This window comes from Candidatus Bathyarchaeia archaeon (genome assembly GCA_041447175.1).
GTDB lineage: Archaea > Thermoproteota > Bathyarchaeia > Bathyarchaeales > Bathycorpusculaceae > JADGNF01.
In genome coordinates, this window is sequence record CP166960.1 from 1,650,817 (window position 1) to 1,677,283 (window position 26,467).

At 49.1% G+C, this 26,467-nt stretch carries 26 protein-coding genes and 1 tRNA gene; 15 read left to right on the forward strand and 12 right to left on the reverse strand.

Translation table 11 applies throughout. From position 1 onward, the window contains the following. Window positions 1-35 precede the first annotated feature (35 nt). The 3 genes from ACBZ72_08590 to glmU all read left to right on the forward strand — a co-directional run bounded on the left by ACBZ72_08590 (window position 36) and on the right by glmU (window position 3,840). Window positions 36-1,118 carry a carbohydrate kinase family protein gene (locus ACBZ72_08590; GenBank protein XES76232.1) on the forward strand — a complete coding sequence of 361 codons (1,083 nt, stop codon included), beginning with the start codon at window positions 36-38 and terminating at the stop codon, window positions 1,116-1,118. A gap of 71 nt (window positions 1,119-1,189) precedes the next feature. Continuing rightward, window positions 1,190-2,545: a phosphoglucosamine mutase gene (gene glmM, locus ACBZ72_08595; GenBank protein ID XES76233.1), complete on the forward strand. Its 1,356-nt coding sequence runs from the start codon at window positions 1,190-1,192 to the stop codon at window positions 2,543-2,545. 2 nt (window positions 2,546-2,547) lie between these two features. Next, window positions 2,548-3,840, forward strand: a complete 1,293-nt coding sequence (gene glmU / locus ACBZ72_08600; protein XES76234.1) for a bifunctional sugar-1-phosphate nucleotidylyltransferase/acetyltransferase — start codon at window positions 2,548-2,550, stop codon at window positions 3,838-3,840. 23 nt (window positions 3,841-3,863) lie between these two features. Here the strand turns inward: glmU and ACBZ72_08605 are convergent, their stop codons facing one another. From ACBZ72_08605 to ACBZ72_08615, 3 genes are all read right to left on the reverse strand, one after another. Next, window positions 3,864-4,448, reverse strand: coding sequence for a Mov34/MPN/PAD-1 family protein (locus tag ACBZ72_08605; GenBank protein ID XES76235.1), 585 nt, complete (start codon window positions 4,446-4,448; stop codon window positions 3,864-3,866). Between the two features lie 82 nt (window positions 4,449-4,530). Beyond that, window positions 4,531-4,722 carry a 4Fe-4S binding protein gene (locus tag ACBZ72_08610; GenBank protein XES76236.1) on the reverse strand — a complete coding sequence of 64 codons (192 nt, stop codon included), beginning with the start codon at window positions 4,720-4,722 and terminating at the stop codon, window positions 4,531-4,533. Between the two features lie 39 nt (window positions 4,723-4,761). After that, the gene (locus ACBZ72_08615; protein ID XES76237.1) at window positions 4,762-5,787 is read right to left on the reverse strand and encodes a DUF362 domain-containing protein; all 1,026 of its coding nucleotides are present in this window, start codon (window positions 5,785-5,787) and stop codon (window positions 4,762-4,764) included. Between the two features lie 230 nt (window positions 5,788-6,017). Between ACBZ72_08615 and ACBZ72_08620 the strand changes: the two genes are divergently transcribed. Together ACBZ72_08620 and ACBZ72_08625 are read left to right on the forward strand one after the other, a co-directional pair. Then, on the forward strand, window positions 6,018-6,341 hold the full coding sequence (locus tag ACBZ72_08620) for a hypothetical protein (protein ID XES76238.1): 324 nt from the start codon (window positions 6,018-6,020) through the stop codon (window positions 6,339-6,341). 234 nt (window positions 6,342-6,575) lie between these two features. Continuing rightward, a complete protein-coding gene (locus ACBZ72_08625) occupies window positions 6,576-6,998 on the forward strand; it encodes an Lsm family RNA-binding protein (GenBank protein XES76239.1) in 423 nt (140 codons plus the stop codon). Here the strand turns inward: ACBZ72_08625 and ACBZ72_08630 are convergent. From ACBZ72_08630 to ACBZ72_08645, 4 genes are all read right to left on the reverse strand, one after another. Continuing rightward, window positions 6,995-7,747 (reverse strand): PAC2 family protein, encoded by a 753-nt coding sequence (locus ACBZ72_08630; GenBank protein ID XES76240.1) that lies wholly within the window; start codon window positions 7,745-7,747, stop codon window positions 6,995-6,997. The genes ACBZ72_08625 and ACBZ72_08630 overlap by 4 nt on opposite strands. Before the next feature lie 88 nt (window positions 7,748-7,835). Continuing rightward, the gene (locus ACBZ72_08635; GenBank protein ID XES76241.1) at window positions 7,836-9,071 is read right to left on the reverse strand and encodes a YihY/virulence factor BrkB family protein; all 1,236 of its coding nucleotides are present in this window, start codon (window positions 9,069-9,071) and stop codon (window positions 7,836-7,838) included. A gap of 89 nt (window positions 9,072-9,160) precedes the next feature. Then, window positions 9,161-11,290, reverse strand: coding sequence for a PAS domain S-box protein (locus ACBZ72_08640; protein XES76242.1), 2,130 nt, complete (start codon window positions 11,288-11,290; stop codon window positions 9,161-9,163). A gap of 199 nt (window positions 11,291-11,489) precedes the next feature. Beyond that, window positions 11,490-11,567 (reverse strand) — tRNA-Arg (locus ACBZ72_08645). A gap of 223 nt (window positions 11,568-11,790) precedes the next feature. Between ACBZ72_08645 and ACBZ72_08650 the strand changes: the two genes are divergently transcribed. From ACBZ72_08650 to afpA, 4 genes are all read left to right on the forward strand, one after another. Next, window positions 11,791-12,531, forward strand: coding sequence for a glycosyltransferase family 2 protein (locus ACBZ72_08650; protein ID XES76243.1), 741 nt, complete (start codon window positions 11,791-11,793; stop codon window positions 12,529-12,531). A gap of 121 nt (window positions 12,532-12,652) precedes the next feature. After that, complete coding sequence (locus tag ACBZ72_08655; GenBank protein ID XES76244.1) at window positions 12,653-13,018, forward strand: DUF5752 family protein; 366 nt, start codon at window positions 12,653-12,655, stop codon at window positions 13,016-13,018. A gap of 75 nt (window positions 13,019-13,093) precedes the next feature. Then, on the forward strand, window positions 13,094-13,705 hold the full coding sequence (locus ACBZ72_08660) for a flavodoxin family protein (GenBank protein ID XES76245.1): 612 nt from the start codon (window positions 13,094-13,096) through the stop codon (window positions 13,703-13,705). After that, complete coding sequence (gene afpA, locus ACBZ72_08665) at window positions 13,698-14,285, forward strand: archaeoflavoprotein AfpA (GenBank protein ID XES76246.1); 588 nt, start codon at window positions 13,698-13,700, stop codon at window positions 14,283-14,285. Before ACBZ72_08660 ends, afpA begins: the two co-directional genes overlap by 8 nt. A gap of 36 nt (window positions 14,286-14,321) precedes the next feature. On the opposite strand, the gene ACBZ72_08670 is transcribed toward afpA, so the two are convergent. From ACBZ72_08670 to tgtA, 4 genes are all read right to left on the reverse strand, one after another. Next, window positions 14,322-15,260 (reverse strand): presenilin family intramembrane aspartyl protease PSH, encoded by a 939-nt coding sequence (locus tag ACBZ72_08670; protein ID XES76247.1) that lies wholly within the window; start codon window positions 15,258-15,260, stop codon window positions 14,322-14,324. A 115-nt stretch (window positions 15,261-15,375) separates the two neighbouring features. After that, the gene (locus ACBZ72_08675) at window positions 15,376-16,632 is read right to left on the reverse strand and encodes an MBL fold metallo-hydrolase (protein XES76248.1); all 1,257 of its coding nucleotides are present in this window, start codon (window positions 16,630-16,632) and stop codon (window positions 15,376-15,378) included. A gap of 61 nt (window positions 16,633-16,693) precedes the next feature. Further along, window positions 16,694-17,299, reverse strand: coding sequence for a PHP-associated domain-containing protein (locus ACBZ72_08680; GenBank protein XES76249.1), 606 nt, complete (start codon window positions 17,297-17,299; stop codon window positions 16,694-16,696). Then, window positions 17,296-18,927, reverse strand: a complete 1,632-nt coding sequence (tgtA, locus tag ACBZ72_08685; GenBank protein ID XES76250.1) for a tRNA guanosine(15) transglycosylase TgtA — start codon at window positions 18,925-18,927, stop codon at window positions 17,296-17,298. The genes ACBZ72_08680 and tgtA overlap by 4 nt, the downstream gene beginning before the upstream one ends. Before the next feature lie 283 nt (window positions 18,928-19,210). Here tgtA and ACBZ72_08690 point away from each other — a divergent pair, with 283 nt between their 5' ends. Together ACBZ72_08690 and mtnA are read left to right on the forward strand one after the other, a co-directional pair. Continuing rightward, a complete protein-coding gene (locus ACBZ72_08690) occupies window positions 19,211-19,957 on the forward strand; it encodes a phosphoribosyltransferase family protein (protein XES76251.1) in 747 nt (248 codons plus the stop codon). A 100-nt stretch (window positions 19,958-20,057) separates the two neighbouring features. Continuing rightward, a complete protein-coding gene (gene mtnA / locus ACBZ72_08695; GenBank protein XES76252.1) occupies window positions 20,058-21,071 on the forward strand; it encodes an S-methyl-5-thioribose-1-phosphate isomerase in 1,014 nt (337 codons plus the stop codon). A 17-nt stretch (window positions 21,072-21,088) separates the two neighbouring features. Here the strand turns inward: mtnA and ACBZ72_08700 are convergent, their stop codons facing one another. Then, a complete protein-coding gene (locus tag ACBZ72_08700) occupies window positions 21,089-21,640 on the reverse strand; it encodes a hypothetical protein (protein ID XES76253.1) in 552 nt (183 codons plus the stop codon). Window positions 21,641-21,890: 250 nt separating this feature from the next. On the opposite strand from ACBZ72_08700, the gene endA reads away from it, so the two are divergent. The 4 genes from endA to hisS all read left to right on the forward strand — a co-directional run bounded on the left by endA (window position 21,891) and on the right by hisS (window position 26,434). Beyond that, window positions 21,891-22,445, forward strand: coding sequence for a tRNA-intron lyase (endA, locus tag ACBZ72_08705; protein XES76254.1), 555 nt, complete (start codon window positions 21,891-21,893; stop codon window positions 22,443-22,445). A gap of 115 nt (window positions 22,446-22,560) precedes the next feature. After that, window positions 22,561-23,961 (forward strand): hypothetical protein, encoded by a 1,401-nt coding sequence (locus ACBZ72_08710; protein XES76255.1) that lies wholly within the window; start codon window positions 22,561-22,563, stop codon window positions 23,959-23,961. Window positions 23,962-24,037: 76 nt separating this feature from the next. Continuing rightward, complete coding sequence (locus ACBZ72_08715) at window positions 24,038-25,000, forward strand: PKD domain-containing protein (protein ID XES76256.1); 963 nt, start codon at window positions 24,038-24,040, stop codon at window positions 24,998-25,000. A 159-nt stretch (window positions 25,001-25,159) separates the two neighbouring features. Then, window positions 25,160-26,434: a histidine--tRNA ligase gene (gene hisS / locus ACBZ72_08720; protein XES76257.1), complete on the forward strand. Its 1,275-nt coding sequence runs from the start codon at window positions 25,160-25,162 to the stop codon at window positions 26,432-26,434. Window positions 26,435-26,467: the final 33 nt, after the last annotated feature.

A 26,467-nucleotide genomic window follows, 5' to 3' on the forward strand; every position in this document is an offset into this window, starting at 1 on the left:
TTACGGGAGAAAAGTACAGAAGAGGTTCCAACTCTGTGACCGGATGCATAAAAGAACTAACAGCTTTCCTCACCCAACAACCAAAACCACTCAAAGTGGTAGCGATGCCAGATTTTTTCATGGACCGCCTCATAAATCTGCCCTTCAACCCCCAACAATTCACCACAGAAGTCAACGGTATCGTGGCGCGAAAAGGCGGCAGTATAGACCGAATCAGCCAGATAGACCAGCATGGAGGAAACGCCATCAACATCACATGTGCCCTGCTAACGTTGGGCACGCAGGTTACACCGATTGTTTGCACCAGCGAGTTAGGGTTGGATCAGATACGGTTCCACCTCAAAAAGCACAAAAACGTAGATTTAAGCCACATTAAAATCCACCAAAAAGCATCCGCAACCACCGCGTTAGAGTTCAAAACTGACAGCGGAAAAGTAAACGTTATGGTAAGGGATTTAGGTTCGTTGATAGATTTTGGACCAGCCGACCTCACCCAAGAAGACCGCACTGCCATTGAGGAGGCGGATTACGTGTGCCTTTTTAACTGGGCTGGAACCCTTAAACATGGCACTGAACTTGCCCAAGCAGTTTGCCAACACGCCAAAACCAAAGGCACATGCAAAGTTTACTTCGACACCGCCGACCCCCTGCCCAACAAGAAAAAAATGCCTGAGTTCATGGAGAAAGTTCTCAAGAGCAGCCAAGTTGATGTTTTAAGCTTAAACGAAAACGAGGCGGTCACCTACGCGTCTTTGCTCAGCAGCGAAGTTGAAGAGCAACGCGGAAAAGTCGAATTCAACGAGTTAGCCCTTTTCTCCGCCCAAATCTTAGCCAAACATCTGCATGCAAGAATTGATTTGCATACGACCAGTTTTGCGGTTTCGATTTCTGGGGGGCGCGCGGTTTTTGCGCCTGCCTTTAAGGTGGAGGCAAAGCGGGCGACTGGCGCGGGGGACGCGTGGGACGCGGGAAACCTGCTGGGCGACGCCAACGGGTTATCCGACGAGTGCCGATTGACGCTGGCAAACGCGGTTGCCGCATGCTACCTCACCGACCCTGCTGGGGAGCACCCCACAAGAGAGATGCTGCTTAAGTTTCTGCAGCAAACAGAGACGTAGATGTTAGGTAGCCAGATTTTTTAAGCCCAGCTCCCTTTAACCAAGCAACGTAATGTATTGAGGACAAGTGGATGGGTAAGCTGTTTGGAAGCAGTGGAGTTCGAGGTTTAGTTAACGTTGTTTTAACGCCCCAGTTAGCCTGCAAAGTGGGTATGGCAGTTGCCGCCCAAGCAAAAGCGCAACGTGCAGTGGTGGGGCGAGACACACGGGTTTCGGGACCCATGCTTGAAGACGCCTTAGTGGCGGGTTTAACGGCGGCAGGCGTGGACGTTTCCTTGGTGGGCACGGTTCCAACGGGGGCAGTGGCGTACTTGACCAAAACGTTGGGTGCCGACGTGGGGTTCATGCTTACTGCGTCACATAATCCGCCCCAGTACAACGGCATCAAGGTGTTCCGCGGTGACAGCCTCTCTTTCACGGACGCAGAACAGAACGCGGTCGAAGAAATCATTGCCCAAAACCGCTATGCACTGGCAGATTGGCGCAAAGTCGGCGCCGCCTCCAAAATCGAAGCCAGCCACCTGTATATGGATATGCTCAAAAAGGCGGGTGCCCTGCAGAAGCCTTGGCGCGTCGTCGTAGACCCAGGTTGCGGCGCAACCTACCAGACCGCACCTGCAGCCTTATCCGCTTCGGGATGCAAAACCACAGCCATAAACGCGCAGCCCGACGGCTACTTCCCCGCCCGCAAATCCGAACCCACAGCCGAATCCCTCACCAGCCTATCCCAAACCGTAAAGGCACTGAAGGCGGATGTTGGATTGGCGTTTGACGGGGACGGCGACCGAGTGGCGTTTGTGGATGAAAACGGGGCGTTTGTGGATTTTGACCGCGCTCTTGCGGCTTATGCAGCGTATGCGCTTAAGCGGAGCGGTGGGGGAACGGTGGTTACGAATGTTGAGGCTTCGATGTGTGTGGAGACTATGGCGGCACGGTTTGGCGGCAAGGTGATGCGTGTTAGGGTTGGAGATGTTTATGTTTCGGAGGCTATGGCGGAGGTTGGGGCGGTTTTCGGTGGTGAACCCTGCGGCGCGTGGGTGCATCCTAAGCTGCATTGGTGCCCTGATGGCCCCCTCTCCGCTGTGCTTATGCTTAAGGCGCTGGAGGAAGAAAACCTCAGCTTAAGCGCGTTCATTGTCCAAGTGCCTCAGTATGTGACTTTGCGCGAGAACCTTACCTGCAAAAACGAGCAGAAAAAACAAATCGTAGCCGACCTGAAAAAGACAATAACCCAAAGCTTCCCAGACTTCACTGACCTGTCAACGGTGGATGGGGTGCGTTTAGCCCTCAAAACGGGTTGGCTGCTTATTCGCGCGTCAGGCACGGAGCCGCTGATTCGGCTGACGGTGGAGGGTGAATCGTTAAAAGCGGCTCAAGAGATAATGAATCAAGGCGTAACGCTCGTTAAGAGGTACAGTGAGGCATAGTGATGAAGGCGGTTTTGTTAGCGGCAGGCGAAGGCTTAAGGCTGCTTCCAGTCACGGCGACCCGACCCAAACACTTAATTCGTGTCGGCGGCAAACCCATTCTACAACACAGCTTAGACGCGTTGAAAGCCAACGGAGTAACCGAAGCTGTCATAGTCACCCACTACATGGGCGACGCCATCCGCGGCTACTTCGGCGACGGCACAGAATTTGGTTTTAAGCTGGAGTACGTGGAGCAGAAAGAAGTTTTGGGGACTGGAAACGCGGCCAGTGTGGCTGAGCCGTTTGTGGAGGGCGATTTCATGCTGGTTTACGGGGATTTGCTGTTTTCCTCGCAAGCCATCAAAACGGTCTTAGACGCTTATGGGTCTGGGGAGGCTGCGGCGGCTATGGCGGTTGTCTCTGTGGATAAGCCTGAAAGCTACGGCATCATTGACCCCGCAAAAGACAGAACCGTTAAACGTATCGTCGAGAAGCCCAGCCGCGAATCTGCCCCCTCAAACTTGGCAAACGCGGGTTTGTACGTGTTTGGCAAAGACGTGTTTGACGCGTTGAGGCGGGTGGAGCGTTCGCCGCGGGGCGAGTGGGAACTCACCGACGCCGTGACCCTGCTGGTTTCGGAGGGCAAACGAGTTTTGGCGGCGGAAATCTCGCGTGGTGACTGGTTTGATGTGGGGCGCCCGTGGGATTTGCTGGATGCCAACACGTGGGCACTGCAACGCATGGAGCACAAGGTTCTGGGCAATGTGGAGCAAGGCGCGCATTTGCTGGGTCCGGTTACGGTGGCGGAGACGGCGCGTGTGCGTTCAGGAGCCTACATTGAAGGCCCATGCTTCATCGACGAAGGCGCAGATGTGGGACCCAACTGCTTCATCCGCCCCTGCACGAGCATTGGCAAAAAAGCCCGCGTTGGCAATGCCTGCGAAGTCAAAAACAGTATAGTCATGGACGGCACCCACGTGGGGCACCTGAGCTACGTCGGCGACAGCATCCTCTGCGAAAAATGCAATCTGGGGGCAGGCACCAAAACCGCGAACCTGCGGCTGGACGATGGGCACGTGAAGATGATGGTTAAAGATAAAGTCGTGGATACGGGCAGGCGAAAGTTAGGCGCCATCTTGGGGGACAATGTGAAGACGGGAATAGGCGCGTTACTCATGCCGGGTGTGAAAGTTGGCAACGACAGTTGGGTAGGCGCAGGGGTGTTGCTGGAACGGGATTTGCCTGCAAATTCGATGGTGTCTGTGCGGCAGAACTGGGAAAAGCAGGAAAAAAGAAAACAGCCCACTTCTTAGTCCAGCGTTTAACTGTTGGGCGTTTATGGAATGTGGATGTTTGCTTCTTCAAAGCTTTCCGTTTCAGGATTGAACTGGTAGGCGCTTACGGTTATTGAGTAGCCGACAAGGGGACTGTTTATTCCGCGGATGTTAAAGCGGACTCTCTTTTTGAGGAAGCTGCAGTCAAAACTCTGAGCATGTTTGCGGGTGTAGGTTTTGGATTCGATGTTCAAAACCAGCTCAAGCCAGTTTGGGGGTTCAACCCCGTTTTTCTTGGAGCCAAAAACTTCGCCCTTGATGAAGTCCTTGTCGTCCTTGGATAATTCAGGAGGGCTGTTAATGTGGCTGTGGTACTCGCCGATAATCTGGAAACTCATCGAGTTTATGGTGTCTTTTATTCGGTTGTATGCCGCGCGGTTACTGGGAACCCAGAAAGATTTCCCGCTTTCAGACGTTTGAACAGGGTAGGCAACATCCAACACTAAACAATCAGTTCGCTGCCCCTTCACAAAACGCTTGTCTTCTTTGCCTATCAGAATGCCGCCAGTTTCCTTGTGAGGCGTCTCCAAGCAAGAAGTGATAAGGGACGCAAGGCACAATTCCGAAAGGTAAACCGTTTTTCCCATATCTCATTCCCGAGTTAAGTTATCATTCACAGCTAATAAATTAATGCAAAACAGACCCCCAAAAACTCAAACTGAAACGAAACTACTGTTTAAGGACAATGGCGTTTGCGGGACATTTTGGCACACAGTCGCCACATCCATGGCACAAACGGACCTCCACGACAGCAGCTTCGTCGGCGTCAATTCGGAAAATAGCTTTAATTGAGCATGCTTGGGCAGCAACGCATTTTTCGCAGCGCAGGCACTTGTTGGGGTTGACTATGGCTTTTGGCATTGCAAAAACCCCAAGCAAAAAAGGGCAAAAAGGGAGAGGTTAGATTTTGATGATTTCTGGTTTTACGTCGCCTTCAATGCCAATCGCTTTGGCTTCCTGCACCTGCAGCATGCAATCCACATGAGAGGAGTCATTGAGGATTTGATAGTTTGCCATGGACAAAAACGCGCCGTCTATGGATACCGCGGAGTCAGAGGCATACACGCCGATGTCTTTCATAACGCGTTCTCCTGCGTTAGGTAAACAGTCACAGTACTGGGCGATGTCTTTTGCAAAACTCACAAACGAGACTTTGCCTGGTTTAAACGTGGAAAGCACCCCAAGCGCCGCTGAAGCCAAGGCCCGGCCAAGATTAGGTTTATCCACAAAGCTGATGGCATCCATCGGGCAAGCTTCCACACAGATGGGACACCGCATGCAAAGCGGCGAGGTATTTCGGGCTTTGCCCTCAATTATGTCGGGAAAATGGTTGGGGCAAGCGACTTTGCATTTGCCGCAGCCGACACATTTGCTGGTGTCAATCTCGATGCCTACGGTTCGGTGCTGCCGCAGTTTCCCCACTCCCGGCGTGCAGCCCATGCCAAGGTTTTTGATTGCGCCCCCAAAGCCGCTGAGTTCGTGTCCTTTGCAGTGGGAGATGACTATCATGGCGTCGGCTTCGGCTATGGCACCTGAAACCTCAATTTCGTCCAAGATGCCCTTGGTTTTCACTGTACGGTGGCTTTCGCCGCGTAAGCCGTCGGCAACCACGAATGGGGCAACGGTGCCAAAGCCGTTCATGAGGGCGGTGTGGGTGTGGTCGATGGCGTTGTGGCGTTGGGCAAGGTAGAGGGTGTTGGAGTCTGTTAGGAAGGGCTTGCCGCCGGCTTCTTTGACTTGGCGGACAACTTCATGCACGAAGAAGGGCTGCACGTAGTAGGGGTTGCCCAACTCGCCGACGTGTAGTTTGATGGCGACCAAGTCACCTTTCTGGATGCAGTCGAAGGTGCCTGCTTCGGTGTAGAGCCGTTTGGTTTCTTCAAGCAGGTTATTGGAAGGGTTCCAAGGAACAAAATGGACAGTCACATAAATACCTCCACAAACAAACCCTAAAACTACGCGGACATTTATAGGGATTTAGCCGCATGAGCAGTATTTGAATTGTTGACAACAGAACTGCAGAGCACCTTCGGCAGGAGGTAATTAAGTTCAGGATAAACCGCAACAGCGTAGGATAGAAGGGGTGGGGATGTAAGGGATATAGCACTTAAGCTAATCGAAAGAATGTTATACTCGACCAAAAAGAATCTTCAAACATGGTATTTCGCCACTTCAAAGCGGGATTTAAAGCATCCATCAAAGGTGCATTTGTCGGAATCATACTTTCGGTTGTTTTCTCCACAATAAAACAGTTCACGCCAACATATACAGTATTTGTTGACCTTTTTTTATTGTTGAATCTTGTTGGAAGCGTCCTGCTGATTACTAAACTCAAGTATTGGGGCTCAGGCTATCTTGTTGGTTACTTATTTGCCATTTGGGTAATGAACTATTTTGGGCTAATCGAAACGTGGCTTGTGATGCTTTATGCCGTTGTAGGCGTAGCGTATATTATCATTCGGTTTTCACGGAAAATGTAACATTCTTAAACGATGACGCGAAAAAACATTCATAGACGCAGGTAAAGTAAAATTTCAACAGCGAAATACTCAAGCAGACAGGGAAACAGGAACACCATGAATTAGCAAGTTAACCTTAAAGGTTCAATCTGTTCAGTAAACTCACTGACAAAACACAACATACTTGTTTACGTTAATCAAAGATAAATAGTTGGAATGCACAATCGTAAGAGATAACAACGGAGTTGAAAGATAGTGTCAGTTGCGCAAAGAAAACTCGCAAGCGAAATCGTCGCGCTGGTAGACAAGCCAGTCACCATTAACACAACCACCAACAAGAAGTTCATTGGCACACTCACAGGCATTAACCCAGATACCCTTACCCTCTGCATAGCCGAAGCAAAAGACGAAACCGGCCAAGTCTTCCGCAGACTATTCCTCAACGGCGCAGTCGTCGCCCAAATCGCCAGCACCGAAAAACCCTTTGACCTCAAAGCCCTCGCCCAAAGACTCGAAAAAGTCTTCCCAACCATGGTTAAACTCTACGAAGATTTAGGCTTCATCTGGGTCATGGACAAAGTCAAATTGACCGAAAAAGGCGTCGTGGAAGGTTCAGGTCCAGCTGCAGAACGTGTGCAAAGAGTTTACGACTTGTTCATGAGCGAAAACAAAGCCTAAATGTACCAGCGCAACGCCTCTTCCTCTTTCTTCTTTTCTTCAGAGATGTTGCGAATTAGCCCAAATGACTCCAGCAGTCGTTTTGTTTGCGCTGCAGCTGCATCGACACCAGACAAGTCCAATTCTAACCCCAAATGCTTACCCAACGCCGACAAAGCCACTCTAGTTGCTGCAGCATCAGGAACCATACCCACCGTATCCACCAACAAAGCGTACGCCGTGAGTCCCCGCAGTTGGCATAACCCAATCACAAGCCCCGCGATGCCAAAAATGTGGCCGACCATAATCTTAGAATCCGCACTCAAAACCCTCTGCAACGTAGCCTCATCTGAAGCGGCGCAATAAAGCGAAGGCACACCTTTAACCTCATCCTTCTTAAAACCACCCAAAGAAACCGCATCCCGACAACCCAAATCCTGCGCTATATCCAGAACTTTACCGCATAACTCGTACTGCCCAGGAGTGGTGAGCGCCTGTGTGTTGCCATACCATATGATAAGGTCACGTTCACCCTCGCCACGTTTAACGTAGTAAAGCTCGTTTAAGGGAGAAGTTGCACCGCCAGCTTCGTTGAGGATGGCGAAGTCTTGGAAGCTGCTGGATAGGATTTCGCAGAATTTTTTGGCTTTCAACTCAGTTATCAGGTGCAGCGCTGCTATGTTGGCGACAAAACCGATTCCGGGCAAGCCTTCAATTAAGAGGGGATTGTTAAGTTGAGGTTTCTCGAGGAGTTCTACACTGCAGACCATGGTGAATCACTGACGAAGGGATGCTGGTAATAGGCTCGAAATAGGATATAAGGCTGCCTAACAAAGAAACCTGAAGCCAGCCAAAAGGTCATTTAGACGTTTCAGAAGAAGACTTGTCAGCTTCACTTTTGTTGGAACCTTTTTTCTTCTGTTTCCACTTCACCTCAAACGTGTACTCCTTCTCAGACGCATCAGCAGACTCAGTTTGCTCAAAAACAACCTTGGCACTTGGCTCATGCCCCTCATTTTTCTGCGCTGCTGGGAGTTCAACTTCCCGCGCTTCCACCGAAGCATTTTGAGGCTCGTTGGTCACAGTCGGTTCATGTTCAGGTTCTTTGGTTTCATGCTCCAAAGCTTCCGCTTCCTTGCGTTCCACATGGGTTGACGGCTTGGGATTTAGTTTTGACTCCACTTTCTCAAGCTCTTTGGAAATCGCCTGTAGCTCAACAGGGTACAAACGGTGCGGTTTACGGTTTGAATGCGAACCAAAAGTGTCAGCGTAACATTTGGAGAATTGAGCCCCATACATCAAAGCTTCGGCTATGACAAAAATCCATATCAACAAAACTATAATGGACCCCGCCGCTCCAGTTACAGAAGTGACTGGAAAGGTGCGCAGGTAAAACCCAAACACGTTGTTTAAAATTGTGAAAACAACAGCAGTAATCACGGCGCCAATCCAAACATCGCCCCACTCAATTTTTACGTCAGGAATTTCTTTAAAAATTATGCCAAACAGAACCGCAGCGGACGCAAAAGAAAACAAAAGCTGAACCACAAAGAAAAACGCTAAAGAAACAAAGGTGCCAGTAACTCCGATGGCGTCACTTAAGGAGCCAAAAAGCAAAGTAGTGTACTCTAACCAGCCCACCACGATGACTGTGGAAAACAAAACCAGAATAAACGGAGCAAGACGTTCCCGCACTTTTGTTTTCAAACTTCGACCTTTAGGCCGATGCACTTCCCAAACAAGGTTAAACGTGTCTTGCAAAACCACAAAAGCGCCCGCTGCACCCGCCAAGGCGAAAACAATGCTAAGCAAGGAGTTGAAAACAGACGTGAACGTGTTGGTTACGCCTTCCAAAAGCTGCCCCACAAGGTCGGCTATAGTTGCACCTGCGAGTACCTGAATCTGGGAAAGCAATTGCTCTGTGCCTTGAGTGGTGCCATAAAACTGAGAGTATAAAAGCACCGTGAGAAGCAGAACAGAAGGCAAAGGTAAAATTATAAAAAAAGCCAACGCTGCAGCTCGGATAGTGGCGTTGTTAGCGTGCCATTTGTGAAAAGAAGTTTTGACGAGTTCTAAAAACTCTTTACGATTCATCGCACCATACTTAAGGTAAAAGAAGCATCTATGTCTTATGCTTGAAAGCCATCATTCAACGTGAAAAGCTGCATAAAACGCAACTTTCGCTAATCAGAAATATCACAAGACAGCAAACAACGGTTGGTTTCAAACTCATTTTTAGGCTTAGGCATCAACGGAAGAGTGATAATTACTGTTGTTCCTTTGCCTGATGTGCTTTTAAGCTCAATTGTGCCTTCATGCGCCTCAACAATACGTTTACAGATTGCCAAGCTGAGCCCCATGCCTTTGGCTTTGGTGGTGTTCAGCGGAGAAAACATTTTGGACAAAACACAGTCAGGTATGCCAACACCAGAATCAACAAAAGAAATCTCTACGTTTGAGCCTTTTTGGACCCCCCAAACTTCTATAGTTCCCGCTTCAGGTATAGCCTCAACTGAGTTGCATAAAATATGTTCGAAGACCTGCTCAATTTTGGGCTCATCCACGGACAACTCGATTGTGTCCTGAACATGATTTTGGATTTCAATACGTGGGGGAATATGAACAGCAAGCAAAGCTCGCGAAAGCAGAGAGTTAAGCAGAGATTTTGTGATGTTTAAGCGTAAATCACTTGAGTAATCAATTAGGCAATTGATGATTCGGTTTGAATCGTCAACCGCGTTTTCTATAATGCCCAAAATCATCTTCTGGTCAGCCTTGGTGATTTTGTCGCCTTTCTGCTTTAAGAAATAAGCGCCGCTTTTGATTCCCGTTAAGGGATTTCGCAGGTCATGCCCAATCTGCCCCGCCAACTCCCCAATTGAAGCAAGCCGCTCCGACCGCAGGATTTTTTCTTGCATCTGCTTGCGTTCGGAAATGTCAACAAAGTTTTCAATCAGCAAAAGTCTGCCGTTAGCCTCCAGTTTTGTAACGTTCTTAAGTATCCAGGTTACGTCGCCGTTCGCGGTGAGAAGCACGCGTTCTTGAATATCTACAGGTAAGCCTAAGTCGGTTATGGGGCATTTTCCTCTTTCGGAGGGACAGATAAACTTGTGGCATATCCGCCCCAACACTTCTTCCCGAGTAGCTCCAATCATCTTAAGTGCCGTTGTGTTCAAATCAATAATCATATGGGTGCTGGCGTCGATTACTATAATTCCCGAAAGCATTGAGTTCAGCAAAGTCTCAAGATAATTCCTGTTATTGGCAAGGTCTTCCTCAGCTTTTTTCCGTTCAGTGATGTTATGCAGAACACAAACTATACCGATGTCTCGACCTGTTTTGCTCCGCACCATCGACCCTGAGAACAGAACCTGCTTTTCTCCACCACACTTTGTTTCACAGGTAACTTCACAATTGTTAATTACTCTTTTTTCCACCAGGTCCTTTAAGGTGCCCAGACAATGCGCATCGACACATAATTTAGTAATTGATTCCCCGATTAACTCTTCTTCGCGGTAACCAAGAAAATTCACCAATCGTTCATTTACCCGAATCATCTTGCCTTCAATGTCTGCCAAAATAAGCGAGTCAGGAATTGTGGAGAGAATGCTTTCAGCTGCAAAAGCCGCATCAAAAGCGAACAAATCGTGTTTCAGAATCGCGTACCCCACCAAACCGCCAAAAAAAATAATGGATATATGCCCTAAGTTGGGCACATCCACGCCTACCGAACGAAACAGCATGTTAGTAATTACAAAAACAACAACAGGAATCCCAAAGCCTACCGTCACAAACTTTCTTCGCTTTCGTGCAGTTTCCCCGCTGGTTTTACGGTAGAACCTAAAACATAGAGCAAATGCCAGAAGCGGCAAAATCGCTGACCAAAGTGTGCTGGCAGCGTAAATCCATGTGGCTGCGGGAGCATCGGTGTATCCCCAATACTTTAAAACAGGAACAGTGTTTACCCAATCAGTCAAAACCTCAACAAGCCAAAAGAAAACAGCGGGCAGATACAACGCAATAAGAGTGAATTTGTTTTTTAGCCAGCTACTTTGGGTGAAAACCAACGCGAAATGGACAACCAAAACCACAAAGAAAGGCCAGATGGAGCCAACTTTATTCCAAAAGTACGCGCTTTCAAGATTGGGTGCTTGCCACATTAGAACAGTGGTTAGGGTGTAAAAAAAACCTGCGATGCTTGCTAAAGCAAAAAGCTTGTTTGACTCTGCTCTTCGGTTCAAAGAGTAAACAACAAAACCCAGTGCAAGGCAGATAAAACCCGCAAGTAACGAAAGCCCCGAGTACATATCCATGCGGATACCTCTATCCTAAGCAGAGGCTTGTTAGCCATCTCCAGTAACGTTTAGATTTTGAACTTTGCTGTTGGCGCATTTTCAACTCAACTTTACTTCAAGTAGAATAGATATAAGATATGTGAAAACAGAATCAGTATTCCATCAGTTAAACCAAGATTTTCACAGTCAATGAACCAGTATAAATGTTATAGAACAGTGGCGGGTCCGATGGGATTTGAACCCATGACGTTCAGCTTAGAAGGCTGACGCGCTATCCGTGCTGCGCCACGGACCCAACAAGCGGATTCTTCATAGTGAATCCATAAGATATAATTTTACCTGTCAGCCGCCTATTTTCCCTTCAATCCATGCCTTCAGCGAAGGCGGCTTAGACTTGACACGTTTGCGGCTTCATCCACGTATGCCGCTGGAACTCAGCCTACAGGATTTGTTGCGAAAAAGTTATTAGCTAAACTTCATGATAGGTTCAACTCAACATCTCACTGGGGAAGGTCCACTTGCCGAATTTCAATCCAACGGTCTCAGTAATCATCCCAACATACTGTGAAGAGGAAACCATTGAAGGCTGTCTAAAAAGCGTGGTCAACCAACGCTTCGACGGCAACATTGAAACAATTGTTGTTGACAGCCACAGCCCCGACAACACGCGAACTGTTGCCAAACGCAGCGCCGACAAGGTTCTTGACTTAAGAGCAAGAGGCGTTGGAAGAGCACGCAACGCAGGCGCCAAAGCCGCGGAGGGACGAATCCTGCTGTTTCTGGACGCCGACACATACTTGGAAACTAATTTTTTGTCAGAAATGTACAGCAATTTTGCGGACAAAAAAGTTGTCTGCGTTTCAGGCATCTTGAAAAACTTGGAGCATTTAAAGCCGTTGGATAGGCTGTTTGCAGTTTCTCATTATGGGTTCACCAACAAGTTGGCGATGGTTTCAGCACGAATAGGTGTTCCGCTGTTTCCGTCAGTTTGCTGTGGTGCGCGAAAAGCGGTTTTTTTTAAAATTGGCGGTTTCCGTGAGGATATTGCCTGCGCCGAGGACATCACGTTTAGCCGTGAAATGGGCAGAGTCGGCAAATGCTTGGTTAACAGCAGAGCCACAGCGTACACGTCGGTTAGGCGCATCAGCAAATGCGGCAAAGCCGAAATGTACTCGATGTACTTTAAGAATTACGTGAAGCTTTTCCTGATGAAACAGAACCCGTGGGTTCAGGATTTCCCGCACATAAACACAACTTGAACACTCCATGTCTTAAGCATGCAGGCCCCAAAATGCTGAATTTCTTTCTGTTTTTGGGTTCAAAAGTGTAAGCGGAACCTTGATTAGGCAAGGCTATCCTCTTTTTGTAGGGTTTGTTTTCATGGATAAAAAAGACAGTTTAACCACTTCTGTAGATAAATCTAAAGCCCAGAGTATACTGCGCTCTGTCCCTTACAGTCAAGGTTTCCACTTTTTTACCGCAGTAGGACAATACACAGGAGAAACGGCGATAGACCTGTTTGCGTTTTACGAAGAGCTCCGAGTCATAGACAACGAGGCGGTTAGTTTTCATGTGCCACGCCGCGACTTCCAGAACTGGATTGAAAAAACTTTGGGAGACTTGGAGTTGGCAGGCGAAATTGACGCGGTGAATCCTCGGCAGCCTGTGGAGCAGTTAAAGAAGCAGTTAGTGGAGGTTGTGGGAGCCCGCCTGACGCAGCTGCACACCGTAGCCAAAGACCCCTAAATTTTCGGAACCTCAAAAATGCGGGTGAGTACGAAAGTTTAATGTGTACATTTTGAGTATTGACTTCTGATGGTTATGAAGATTATCGGCATTTGTGGCAGCCCCCGAGCTTTAGCCACAGAATACATTCTCCAAGAAGCTTTAAAGCAACTCTCAGAGAAAGGCTTTGAAACCAAGTTATGGGCGGCACAGGGAAAAAACATCGAGTTCTGTGCCCACTGCGACTACTGCCTAACAAACAAAGAATGCGTAATCCAAGACGACATGCAAGAACTCTACACCCAACTCACCGACGCTGACGGCATCATCATCGCAACCCCCGTCTACAACGGCGGCGTGAGCGCCCAAACCAAAGCGATAATGGACCGAACGCGCGCAGCCGTTGCGTGGGACAAAAACTTTTTCAAAGGCAAAATCGGCATGGGCATCGCTGTAGGCGGAGACAGAGCAGGCGGACAAGAACTTGCTCTTATGCAGATTCACACATTCTACATCCTAAACGGCATGATTCCCGTGAGTGGAGGCTTTTTTGGCGCAAACTTGGGCGCCACGTTCTGGAGCAAAGACACCTTAGAAGACGCCAAAGCTGACGAAGAAGGCTTCCGAAGCCTGAAAAAGACCTTAAAAAGATTCGCTGAGTTCCTCAAAGAAAGAGAAAGCAAAGAAGGGGAAAAGCCACATGAGTAGCCAGCCAAGTGAAGCAAAGAAAAGTAAGGTTGCGTGGGGAATCACAGGGGCAGGCGACCGCATTGCCGAATACGTACAAATCATGAAGGAACTCAAAAAGGAATACGAAGACACCGTGGACATTCAGGTGTTTGTGTCCAAAGCAGGCGAAACCGTGCTCAGATTCTACAACCTTGAAAAGGAAGTGAAAGAAAACTTTTCCAAATACACCGTGGAGCAGAACGCGAATTCGCCGTTTCTGGCGGCTTGGATGCAGATGCGCAAATACGAGTTTTTGCTTATTGCTCCTGCTTCTTCAAACACGGTGGCAAAAATCGCTTACGGCATAGGCGACACCATGATTACCAACGCGGCAAGCATGAGCCTCAAAGCGTTTGTGCCCATCTACATTTTGCCCGTGGATTTTGAAGAAAAAACCCTCATCACCAAGCTACCCAACGGCAAAGACATGAAGCTACGGGTGCGCAAAGAAGATGCGGAAAACGTCCGAAAACTTGAACACATGGAAGATGTTCATGTTCTTTCGGAACCAGAGAAAATCCGAACAGCCTTCAAGGAGCGGTTCGGGCAAAAACCATAATTTTTGGCTGGACCCCGTGCTTTGGATGGCGGCGTGTCAAAACACCAACGAAAGCCCAGCCAATCCGCCTGTTAGAATGAGGCTTGAGATTACGTAGCCTATGATGGCGCCTGGGCAGAGGAAGGGCAGCCCCGCTTGGGGTTTTCCTTTAATCACCAGCAGCATGAGCAAGGCAAAACCCACCAAGGTTCCTGCGAGGACAGATAAGCCTATGGTGAAGCCGTAGTCGGGGATGTTGTGGAAGGCGGCTGCGGCGAGGATTCCGGGGATGATTATGTCGCCTGCGCCCATAAAGAAGGCGTCACGTTTTTCTCCTTCGCTAAGCGACTCTTTCAGCCCCTTGGTTTGTTCGACAAGGGAGTAGCCGCGAGTTTTGGGTACGACAAACAAGATGGGCAGCTTGAGGTCTATGAGGGTGTCAGCTAAGTCTATCATGTGTTTGGTTTTGTAAACGGATATGGCGTCGTAAAGTGCCATGCCTATGAGTAAAATCAGCACTATGAGGATGGTTAAGGAGATGCCTAGCATGGCGATTGCGCCGACGGATGTGATTATGCCGCTTAGGTCCACTATGTACCATTCAGGGTACTTCACCAGCAACGCCACAATGACCGACATTATAGCCACCGAAAGCGCCAAGGAAATCTCCCAAGGGAAAAGGTAGCTCAGCAAGGGGTCAAACACGTAGATGCCAAGCAACCCTGTGGACCCGAGAAAGATGGCTTGGATGATTTTGGTTTTGCCCCACTTTGCAATAAGCAGGATTAGTGCTGTGAAGACGATGAGCACCGAAAAAAAGAACAACAGGTTTGAAAAGTCGCCGGGGTTCTCAAAGGCAACTTGACCTGCAGCTTCAAAGGGTCCAGATATCCAGAAAGCCAGCAAATCGATTAAAACAAACAGTCCGCCCATTACGAAAATGGGAAAGACATCGCGGGTGGTGGTCTTTGGGGCTACAGGTGTCTTGGAGCTCATGAGCCTTTTAAACTGGAAACTACCTATTTATGGCTATTCCAAAATTCACAATAAGTTTTCATTTGAACCAACAAAAGCCAAAAAGGTAGGGGTGGAGCCGATTTTTCTGGTCAGGTTAAATTTCGAATTTGTCACCCGTTTTAGGCGCCACAGCATCCAAACCCAGCTCAGTGTTAGCCCATTTTGCCAGGGTTTCACAGTTACCTTCTGCGCCGTGCACAGCAAAAATCTTGGGTTTACCACCGACCTTTTTGATGGCTTCTCGAAGTTGAGTTGCGCCACAGTGGCTGGAAAAGTCGAAGTGCTGCACTTTGGCTTTGATTTTGCGGACTTTTCCGTCGATTGTGCAGATGCCTTTTTCCAGAAGCTGCCTGCCAGGCGTACCTGGAATCTGGTAGCTAACCAGGAACACGGCGTTGTTGGCTTTTTTGCCGACTTTGCTTATGTAGAATTGGCTTGGTCCACCTTTGAGCATGCCTGCAGGAGAAATGATTACGCCGGGTTTGCGTAGGGATTTGCGGCGGTCTCGCCAGCCTTCCACCCATTCAACTTCACGCATGGCTTCGGTGAACAGTTTAGGGTCGCGCAAGAACTCTTTCTCGTTCAGGATGACTCGGCTGGCTTCGCGTGCCATGCCATCAAAGACGACGTTGTGGGCGAATTTGTGTCCTGCCAACGTACAGGCGATTTCTTGGGCGCGTCCAACCCCGAAAGCTGGAATGAGGACGATGCCGCCTTTTTCAACCACCTCGGTGCAGGCGTCCACGAATTTCTTTTCCAGTTCGGGACGGGGGGTGTGGTCTTCGGTTGCGTAGGTGCTTTCGGTTATGATGGCGTCTATGTTGCCGTAGTCCATGGAGGCACCTTTGAGAAGCATGGTGTCTTCCATGTTAAAGTCGCCTGTGAACAGTAGGCGTTTGCCTTCGGTTTCTACGATTACGGAGGCGCTGCCTGGAGTGTGCCCCGCGTTTAGCAACTGGAAACTCATGTCGCCTACAGTTTCTGATACGCCAAAGTCCAAGTGTTTGTTGCTGCGGACCATGGTTCGTAGTTCCAAGTATTCGAAGGGCAGGTAGTAGCCGGACAGGTGGATGAAGTCTTGGATAAGTAGCTGGGTTAGCTCCAAGTTAAGCCTGTTTGTGTAGAGGGGGCGTTTACCTTCGATGTAGAAAATGGGAATTGCACCCGAATGGTCTAAGTGGCTGTGAGTAAGAATTACTGCATCAACATCTTTTGGGGGCACATGCATTGGAAAGCCAGGTTGCCGTTCAAGCATCACGCCATAGTCAAGGAGAACCTGAGTTTTCTGAGACTTAACTGAGATGCCCATTCTGCCAACTTCTCGTGCTCCGCCTAAAAATTCAATCTGCAATTAGGACCAATCCTTTTAGAGTATATGAAAGCTTTCGCAGATATCATGACATGGTAGTCTTTTAAAAATGTATTGACGATTCAAAAGCAAAAGCGGACACAAAGCCCTTCTTGATAGCATTTAAAATGTCATCCACCGTGAGTTCCGCTTGAACTTGATTGTAAACCGAAAACAAATCAGTGGGGTAATGTGAATCACTGCCACCAACCCCGACCATCCCAGCGGACTTGGCGAGGTCACGCGCCAGCCTGTTGGCCGCAGCTGAAGAGCCCCCGTTTAGTACTTCGATAGCGTCCACGCCGCTGTCTTTGGCGTACTCACCTAAACCTAATTCACGAAACGGATGCGCAGCAATTGAAACGCATGAATTGTCTTTGGCAAAGTCCACGACATTCTCAACAGACCAAGGCGTTGGCGGCAACACTTCCGTCCCCAACACAAGCACGTCACCTTGTTGGGTGGTGATTTCCACTCCGGGGATGATGAGCACGTCGGGGTAGGGTGCGGCGAGTTGCTGTACGGTTTTGACGCCTCGGACGGTGTTGTGGTCGGTTACGGCGACTGCTTTGACTTTAGGATGAGAGACCAGTTTCTCCACGAGGGTACGAGGGGTAATTTGGGAGTCAAACGAAAAAGTAGTGTGAAGATGAAAATCTGCGTAAATCAAGGCGTCCCCTTCAGGTTCTCCCTAAGAATAGACTCCAGCCGCGCTAAAAACTCTTTAGTTGCCTGCGCATACAAACCCAACACCTCAAAGGGCACGTTCTTTTTGGCGCAGGCGGCTTTGCATTTCTGCTTAACCGCGTTGCCCCATGTTTGTGGGTCATCAAGCAAAACCACCGCCTGATAGTTTGAGCGCTGGATGTATTCTGAAGTTTGATTTGCCACGTAATTGACGACGTCGCAGTCCAAGGGCAGGGCGGTTTCGTGCTGGCTGAGCGGGTAAACCTCATCCAACTCCAATGGAACCACCCCAAACGGCGCCGCATAAAAACAGACATGCACATAGCCAGCGGCGTCTTCGCCTACACGGTTGACCATGCGGCGGACATCCTTGAATTCCTCGCTTCGGTGGAACGGTTTGTTGCGGGTTTGAGGAATCAGCACCAGAACCTTGGCGTCTTTAGGCGGCTGGTAACGGCTGGTTAGGCGGTGTCGGTAATGGGTGATTTCGGGGCGTGAGAGCCCGATGCTGTCAAGAAAGAAAAAGCCGCTCGGCTTCACGGTTGGGCTGAGCTTTTCAATGTATCCCTCATAGTCTTTAACCCGCTTCAAAGCTGTAAGTAGTGCGGGGTGGGCGTGGGCACGCATTTCAACGTGTTCCCAGAGCCTGCCGTCGCGGATAGCCTGTTTAATGCGCTTTAGCTCCGCCACACAAACATGCAAATTATGCTCCGCAAGAAACTGCTCCCTCTGAGCCTTAGGCAAAGCCATCACCTGCTTTGGCGTAGAAACGGCGCATCGGGGGCATTGACAGGGGAAGTAGTCCATTTCGGGAAGACGCCACGTTCCGTTTTCAGTCATGTAACGGTTTTCTCGGGCGTACAAGGCGTAGGCGGCGCTGTCAAAGAGGTCGCATCCTAACGCCACGGCAAGAGCCATCATGTGCGGGTGCCCAGCGCCGAAAAGGTGCAACGGACGGTCAAGGGGCAGGTTCATTTTCGCCGTCATAATCATGTCCACCAGCACGTCGTACCGGTAGCTTTCCATGACTTCGGTGGGGCTGCCCAAAGCGTGAATCGGAAACGGCAGTTTGCCCATGGCTTTGGCGGATTTCGCGACAAGGTCCAGATGCCTGCCGCCTTGGACGGGCCCGACCCAGAGGGTGTCGGGGCGGGTTTTGAGTTTGAAGAAGGCTTCGGCGCGTTTGAGGGTTTCAGCCACTGTTTCTTGGGCTTGCTCTTTGGGGACATGCCAACCGGTGGGTATGTCCAGAATGGTGGCGATGTCGCTGCCGATGCGTTCCTGATAGTCCACGATTTCGGCTTGAGTGACCTCGACGTTGCCGTAAACCAGAATCTGGTATGCACCGGAGTCAGTCATTATGGCGCCGTCGTAGTTGAGGAACTCATGCAGACCTTGCTGTGCAGCTTGGTCGTGGTGGCGTTTCCAGAGGATATAGCTGTTGGTTATTATGGCTTCGAAGCCGAATTCTTCTTTGAGCCGCTTGGGCGGGACAAGTTGGATACGAGGGTTTATCACGGGGAAAAGCAGCGGTGTTTCCACAGTGCAGGTTTTGGTTTTGAGTTTGCCGATTCGTCCCAGCAGGTCTTTTTCTTTAACTTCGAAGCTCATGTAAATCAAAACGTATCAGTGGATGCGGTTATAAAAAACGTTAGTTTCCCGAAAACTAAAACATTGGTTAAGGGAGCAGCCAAGGTTTCCGTGGAGTACAGCAGTGAAGGCTCATTTAAAACTGATTTTGGAATGATTATGGGAAACCATTTAACGGTTAGGCAGCCAAACCCCAAGTAGGGAATTTAGCCACATTTTTAACGGAAAGTTATAAATTTCAAGAAGTAATATTAAGATATAACTCAATATTTGACTTATAGATGTAAAAAAGGGAAGCAACGGTATGAGTACACACGCAGAAGACCTAAAACTCAGGTTAATGACCATTGAGCTATTACGAACAGCAAAGTACAAACGCAACATCACCTACCGCGAATTAGCCAACAAAACAGGGCTCCCCGTAACCGTACTCAGCCGCTACGCCAAAGGCCACGTCCTACCCAACACCACCCGCGCACGCCAACTCTGGCGCGTCCTCACCAAACTTGTCGGCTTAGAAACCGAACTCCGCAACCGCATCAAATTCGACGACACAGGCTACTTTGACAACACCGAAATCGTCGGCGACTACAACATCCTGCAACAAGCCGCCAACCACGCACTGGCAAATTTCGCGGGCAAACGCGTCACCAAAGTCCTAACCGCAGCCACCGACGGCATCCCACTGGCAACCATGGTAGCAAACGCGTTGGGCGTAAACCTCATCGTGGCAAAACGCAACAAAGAAGTGGGCGTAAAAGCCTTCCTTGATGAAACCTTCATCCTCGGCAAAGACAGCGGCGTAACCGTAACACTATACATCCCCAAGGACATAATCAAGAAACGCGACAGCGTTCTCATCGTGGATGACATGATTAAAAGCGGCGAAACCCAAGAAGCCCTCGTCAACCTCGTAAAGAAGGCAAAGGCAGAAATCTCAGGCGTCTTCTCACTCATAGCGGTGGGGGATAACTGGAAGAAGCGGCTGAAAATCGGCGGCGACGCCCCAGTTGAAGTGGTCACGTACCTAAAGTCACCCTTCGACACCTAAACCTACCTTTTCCAACTCTTTTCAGTATAGATTTTAAGAAAATCTTAAACAGAGCCCACCCAAGTATAACCTAAACATCAAACCGTATGAGGCGCTCTGTATGCGAATGATTAAATGGCAAAACGGAACCGTTTTCACCCCTGACCAAACCAAACTTCCCCTCCAAGAAGTAACCCTTGAAATTAAAACTGTGGAGCAAATGTGTGAAGCCATCAAAGTCCTCCGTGTACGAGGCGCTCCTCTGCTTGGGGCTGCGGCAGCCTTCGGATTAGCCTTGGCAGCGTACCATTCCGAGGCGGGCTGTAAGGGTGAGCTTTTGGCTGAGCTTGAAGAAGCCGCCGACCAAATCAAAAGCCAACGCCCCACCGCCGTGAACCTGTTCTGGGGCGCCGACCGCGTCCTCAACAAAGCACGAAACGTTGCAGGCGAAATGCAGGAGGTAAAAGACGTGGTTTTTGCTGAAGCGCAGCTAATCGCCGATGAAGACGCTGCCCAAAACCATGCAATAGGCAAGAACGGCGCGGAACTCATCAAGGACGGCGACACCATCCTGACTCACTGCAACGCAGGCGAGTTGGCAACGGTGGAGTATGGAACGGCTTTGGCGCCAGTTCGGGTTGCGTGGGAGCAAGGAAAAAAAATCAAAGTCATCGCCGACGAAACTCGCCCGCTGCTGCAGGGAGCACGGCTCACCACCTACGAGCTGATGCGCGATGGCATACCAGTGACTTTGATTACGGACAACATGGCAGCCCACATCATGCATCGGGGGCTTGTGGATTTGGTGATTGTGGGTGCGGACCGTATTGTGCAGGATGCGGTTTTTAATAAAATCGGAACCTATGGCGTCGCGGTCTTAGCCAAAGAGCATGGCATCCCGTTTTATGTGGCTGCCCCCAAGTCCACGTTTGATTTGACCCGCAGAGCCGCGGACGTAACAATCGAGGAGCGCAAACCCGACGAAGTAACCCACATCGGCGGGGTTCAGATTGCGCCTACCGGAGTACCTGTGTTTAACCCTGCGTTTGATGCCACACCGCTAAAGTATGTGTCGGGGATAATTTGTGAAACCCAAATCATCTACCCCAAAGACTACGCTCAACTTAAATCCTGAAACTGGGAGCACGTAAGTTAAGCCGTTACTTTCGAGGAAGCAGCAAAATCCACCCGCACATCTGAGCCCTCAGAGGGACCCATTCCTGTTGTAACGGTTTCTTTGATTTTTTCTAAAAGGTTACGGTGAATTTCACCTTCAGCAAGCAGGTCGGTTAGGAGGTTTTCGATGTGTTCCAAGTTGACCCGTGAAAGCGTGCTTTTGGCTTTTTGCCTGAGATCTTTGGCGTTAAGCTGCAAACCCAAGTATTTTTCGGAGAGAGTTTTTTCCAGAACATCCAGCTTGTCCACAAAGGAAAGCAGCATGTCGAGGTTAAATTGGTCTTTTGCGATGATTCTTTGGTAGAGAAGGTCAGTTATGGCGAAGACTTCTTGGACTTCTTTGGCGGATTTGTTGCTTTCAAGGTTCAGGTTATCTTCTTCGAGTCTTTGGCTAACGTTTCGGAGAATCATGGAGCGTTTTTGGCTGTCAGCCGCAACTTCATGCAGGGAAACCTTTGCTCCGTCCAGGTCTGTGCGGTCAGCTAACGCCGTGTATAGCACGGATGCATTGCTTTCCAGAAGGCTCAAGGTTTCTAGGTGGGAATAGAAGGCTTTTGAGTTGTCGCTGTCTGGCGTGTTTTTTATCCCTCAATTGGCGGTTTAGAATTGTTAACCGCATAAAAACGTTCCGACACGTTGCTTGAATTCGGTAAGGAAGACTAACGGGAAATTGTACGGCAAGTTTTAGTTTTAAAAACTAAAATTCACATCCACAGGAAACGGAGAAAAATGTTAATTAATAAACCCCCAGCATTAGAAAGCAGACAGTGAAAACTCGATGACCCAAAAAGAAACCCCCATCCAAACCCCCGAGTTCAACGCAAAAAGCCTCCTCACCAACAAAGGCGTCAAAGTCACCGACCAAAGCAGCATTGACTCGCTAAGCCAACGAGGCTACGGCACATCCGACGCAGAAGGCTTCACACTGACATTTTATGAAGCGCTCTTTTTGCAGGAAAAGGGAATGCTGGAAGTTGAAGACAAAAAAGGCAGCCAACTTGACTTCCAAAGCCTTCTGCAAGCTTACGAGGCAGCCGACGAGAACGCATGGATGCATTACCTTGTTTACCGTGACCTGCGCAGCCGCGGCTACGTGGTGCGTGAGGGGTTTGGGGCGGCGATTGATTTTCGCATTTACGAGCGGGGCAGCTACGGCAAAGGCGCCGCCACCTCACTGGTGCTAAGCACGCAGGAAGGCAAACCCCTGTCCATGGAGGACTTGACCAACGCGTCGGTGCAGACGCAGAGCCTCAAAAAGGAAATGGTGCTGGCGGTTATGAATCGACGGGGCGAAATAGTCTACTACTCCGTGTCGCCACTGACTTTCAGGTAGAGGCTACAAGCCCACAAGGTTTAGCCTTGTTTTGCTTGCTTAGTTTTTTTGTGTCAAGAAATCTTTACAAACAAGCTTTTAGCCGAGTTGCACCAATAATTAACTGCTGAGGGCTATGGGTTACAAAGTAGTCAAGGCAGTAATCATTGTATCCCTAATTTTATTTTCATTACCTATTACCACCTTAACCACAGCCTCCGAAGTTTCAAATGAATGGAACAAGACATATGGCGAAAACGCCACAGCCTCCTCAATCATTCAAACCAACGATGACGGATATGCATTGGCAGGTTCAGTCATTTCTACTGGAACAACTAATCGAAGCTTCTACATAATCAAAACTGACAAAAACGGCAAGTTACAGTGGAATAAAACGTTTAGCGGAGAAGGTAACGAATATGAGTATTCCCTTATCCAAACAAATGATGGCGGCTATGCATTAGCGGGGTCTATTGATGCAGGCGGAGTTGAAAAGAGGGATTGTCTTTTAATTAAAACAGACTCTAACGGCGATGTTGTTTGGAACAAGACTTACGGTGAAGCAGGCATTAATGATTGCCATTCAGTTATTCAAACAAAAGATGGCGGGTATCTGTTGGCAGGTTATATGAGTTTTAGCCCCCAGCTTTGGAGTTGTTGGTTAGTTAAGACAGATTCGGTCGGTAACCAGATTTGGAATAAAACATACACACTTGGAGGAATCTACGAGTCAGTTGTTTATAATTCAGTTATCCATTCAGTTATTCAAACCAGTGATGGAGGATACGTATTCGCTGGGAGTTCAACTGCCGTTGTTTCTTCTGGTTTTGGTGGCAATTCATGGTTAATCAAAACTGATTCAGAGGGTAATCAAGTATGGAGTGAGATGTATGTAGGAAAAGGCATAAGCGCAGCTAGTACAGTCTTGCAGACCAGCGATGGCGGTTATGCCTTAGCTGGAAACACACGTGAACTTAATGGAAGCATTTCTTATTCGTGGTTGGTTAAAACAGATGTTACTGGACATGTTCAGTGGGATAAAACATATGGAGGAGCAGCAATTGATTACGCAGCTTCTTTTGTACAAACAAGGGAACAAGGCTATGCATTGGCGGGCTTCACACTTTCTTCTAGCAACAACAGAAATAATCAAATTGCTTCGCTATCGGAGACTGATGCAAATGGTAACGAGTTATGGCATAGAAGATACGGTGGAACAGGCGATTATGCAGCATCGGCAATTGTGCAAACAAATGACGGCGGATACGCAATAGCTGGAACAGCAAACCCTAACCTTTCAGGCAACTTGGTTTGGTTCATAAAAACGGATGAGAATGGCAATGCTCCATCTACGCCTGCAACTGATTCAATTCAGCCTCAAACTCCTTCACCTTCGCCTACATCAACAGGAAGTTTCTCTCCCAAGCCTTCGCCTTCAATCCCCGAGTTTTCCTCAACATCCCTAACAGCAACATTCCTTGTTGTAATGACGTTACTTGGAGTTGTGGCTCTTGGAAGAAAGAAAAACCTAAGATAGAACTGTTCTTTCTGCGGAACAGAACGTTCTCAGAGGAGAGTTAAATATTGTTAGCGATTTGAGAATAATGGTTAGCATGAAGGGAATATACATAGCAGCAATCGTGCTGTTGATGCTGGTTATTCCGTCATTCGCAGGCGCACAGCCAACTCCCCCAATTGTGTCAACCTTGGGTCCAGCCATAATTTGCTCAACGGGAAACAACGTCAGAATTCTTTCCCCCCAAAACAACCAAAGCTATTCAAGCAATCAAGTTCAACTGAATTTCACGGTCCAAGCAGTTGGAATGTTTGGACAATTTGGCAACATCGGATACAGCGTGGATGATGGAGTGATTTACAGCGTAAACACCTTCATCAACAAAACAGTAGACCACCCCACGGATGCCCCAGACTGGTATTGGAATAGAACAACAGTATTTGCAAGCGTAGTTTTAGCTAATCTTTCTGAAGCAGTTCATAATGTTACGGTCTACTATGGATGGCAGTACTTAGGAACAAACAATCCAAGTTTAGAAAGATTTGAAGTATTTGACTACGAAAGTGCTATTTTCACCGTTAGCACCGAACTTCCACCGATACCAACGCCCAGTCCGCTCACCATAGATTTGGCTGACGGAAATTACCTGAACAATGTTTCCGTTGGTGAAGCTGTGCATTTTTCAGCAGTTGTCACCGACGGAGTACCGCCTTACAGGTATCAATGGTACTTTAGGCCGTACTATGTTGGGTCTGCCATAGGCGACTTCTATCCCACAGGAAACACAACCGAAGGAGCCAACACCCAAGACTTCTCGTTCACACCTAACGCAACAGGACACTACCTCATAACAGTAAGAGTCTGGGACTCCTCGGGAGCGGAAGGGTACTTCATGAGTCTGCCACCGGGAATATGGGTCAACGCACAAGAAGCTACCCCCACACAATCGCCCACAACTATGCCTTCACCTACAATCCCCGAGTTTCCTTTATGGGTGGTTCTGCCTTTGCTGACTGCAGCATCAGCGCTTCTGTTCTTAGGAAAGAAGTGCAAGAAGTGAAACACGGCACAACGGCAACATTGTCGCTGTGGGATGCGTTGTTGCTTTTTATAGGGGGAGGGGTATAGACGGAAACGCACGACAGACCAGAAATGGAAACGCACCTAAAAAGTTGATATACAACAACCCCCTACACTCACACCAAACGGATGAACAGCCATGTCTACGTTTCAGCCTGTGCGCGGAATGCGCGACCAAACCGCCCAAGACGCAGAAACCCTAACCTACATCATTACCCAAGCCCGTCAAACCGCACAGCTATTCGGCTTCCAAGAAGTCATCACCCCCGTCGTCGAGCCCTTAGAGTTGCTTAGCGCAAAGTCTGGGGAAGAAATCCGCCAGCGCATGTTCATCTTTGAAGACATGGGCGGCAGAAAAGTCGCTCTGCGCCCCGAATTCACCGCCTCCATCGCCCGCCTAACAACCACCGCCCTAAAAAACGAGCCTAAACCGCTACGGCTGTTTAGCGTGGGCAGCGTCTACCGATACGATGAACCCCAAAAGGGCAGGTACCGGGAGTTTTGGCAGGCAAACTTTGAGCTTATGGGCTCAGCCAAGCCTGAAGCCGACGCTGAAGTCATCTTGCTGGCTAACAGCCTGCTCAAGAACGTGGGGCTGAAAGACTACGCGCTAAAGCTTGGGCATGTAGGCGTGCTCAAAGGCATCATGACACAGGAAGGCATCGACGACAAAACGCAGAATGCGATTCTGCAAAAGATGGACAAAAAAGAGTACGACGCGGCGTTGGCGTTGGTGGCTTCCGAGAAATGCAAAGCCGCCCTGCAGGGACTAATCGACCTGAAAGGCAGCGACGTGTTTGATACGGTGGAGAAGATGAAGGTGCAGGTGCAGAGTTACGAACAAGCGCTTGCCGCCGTAGAGAACTTGGCTGCGGTTTTGAAGCTGGCTGCGGAAAGCGGCTGTCCCATTGAAACTGTGGAGCCTGCGTTTGCGCGGGGCTTAGAGTACTATACGGGCGTGATTTTTGAGTTGTATGTGCCGCAGTTGGATATTGCGTTGGGAGGCGGCGGACGCTACGACAAGCTTATCGAGGCGTTTGGCGGGGAACCCACCCCCGCGGTAGGCATGGCGTTGGGTATTGACCGTACAGCCTTGGCGTTGCAGGCGCAACAGACTGCCCTCAACAAGCCCGTGCAGAAAAGGGTGCTGGTTGTGCCCATTAAAGCCGAGCAGAAAGCCGAGGCGCTCAAGATTGCACAGATGCTTCGGGATGCGGGTGTTGCGGTGGAGTTTGAGGTTATGGGCAGGAAAATGGCTAAGGCATTGGAAGATGCGGATAAGCGGAAGATGGATTTTGCCGTTATAGTCGGGGAGCGGGAGCTGAAGGCGGGCAAAGTGGTTTTGAAGAACTTGGCGGAACGTACCCAGACAGAAACGGAGATTTCAAAGTTAGCGCAGGAAATCAAGGTTTAAAGGGAAAAAGAAGTTTTGGAGCCTCAAAAGAGG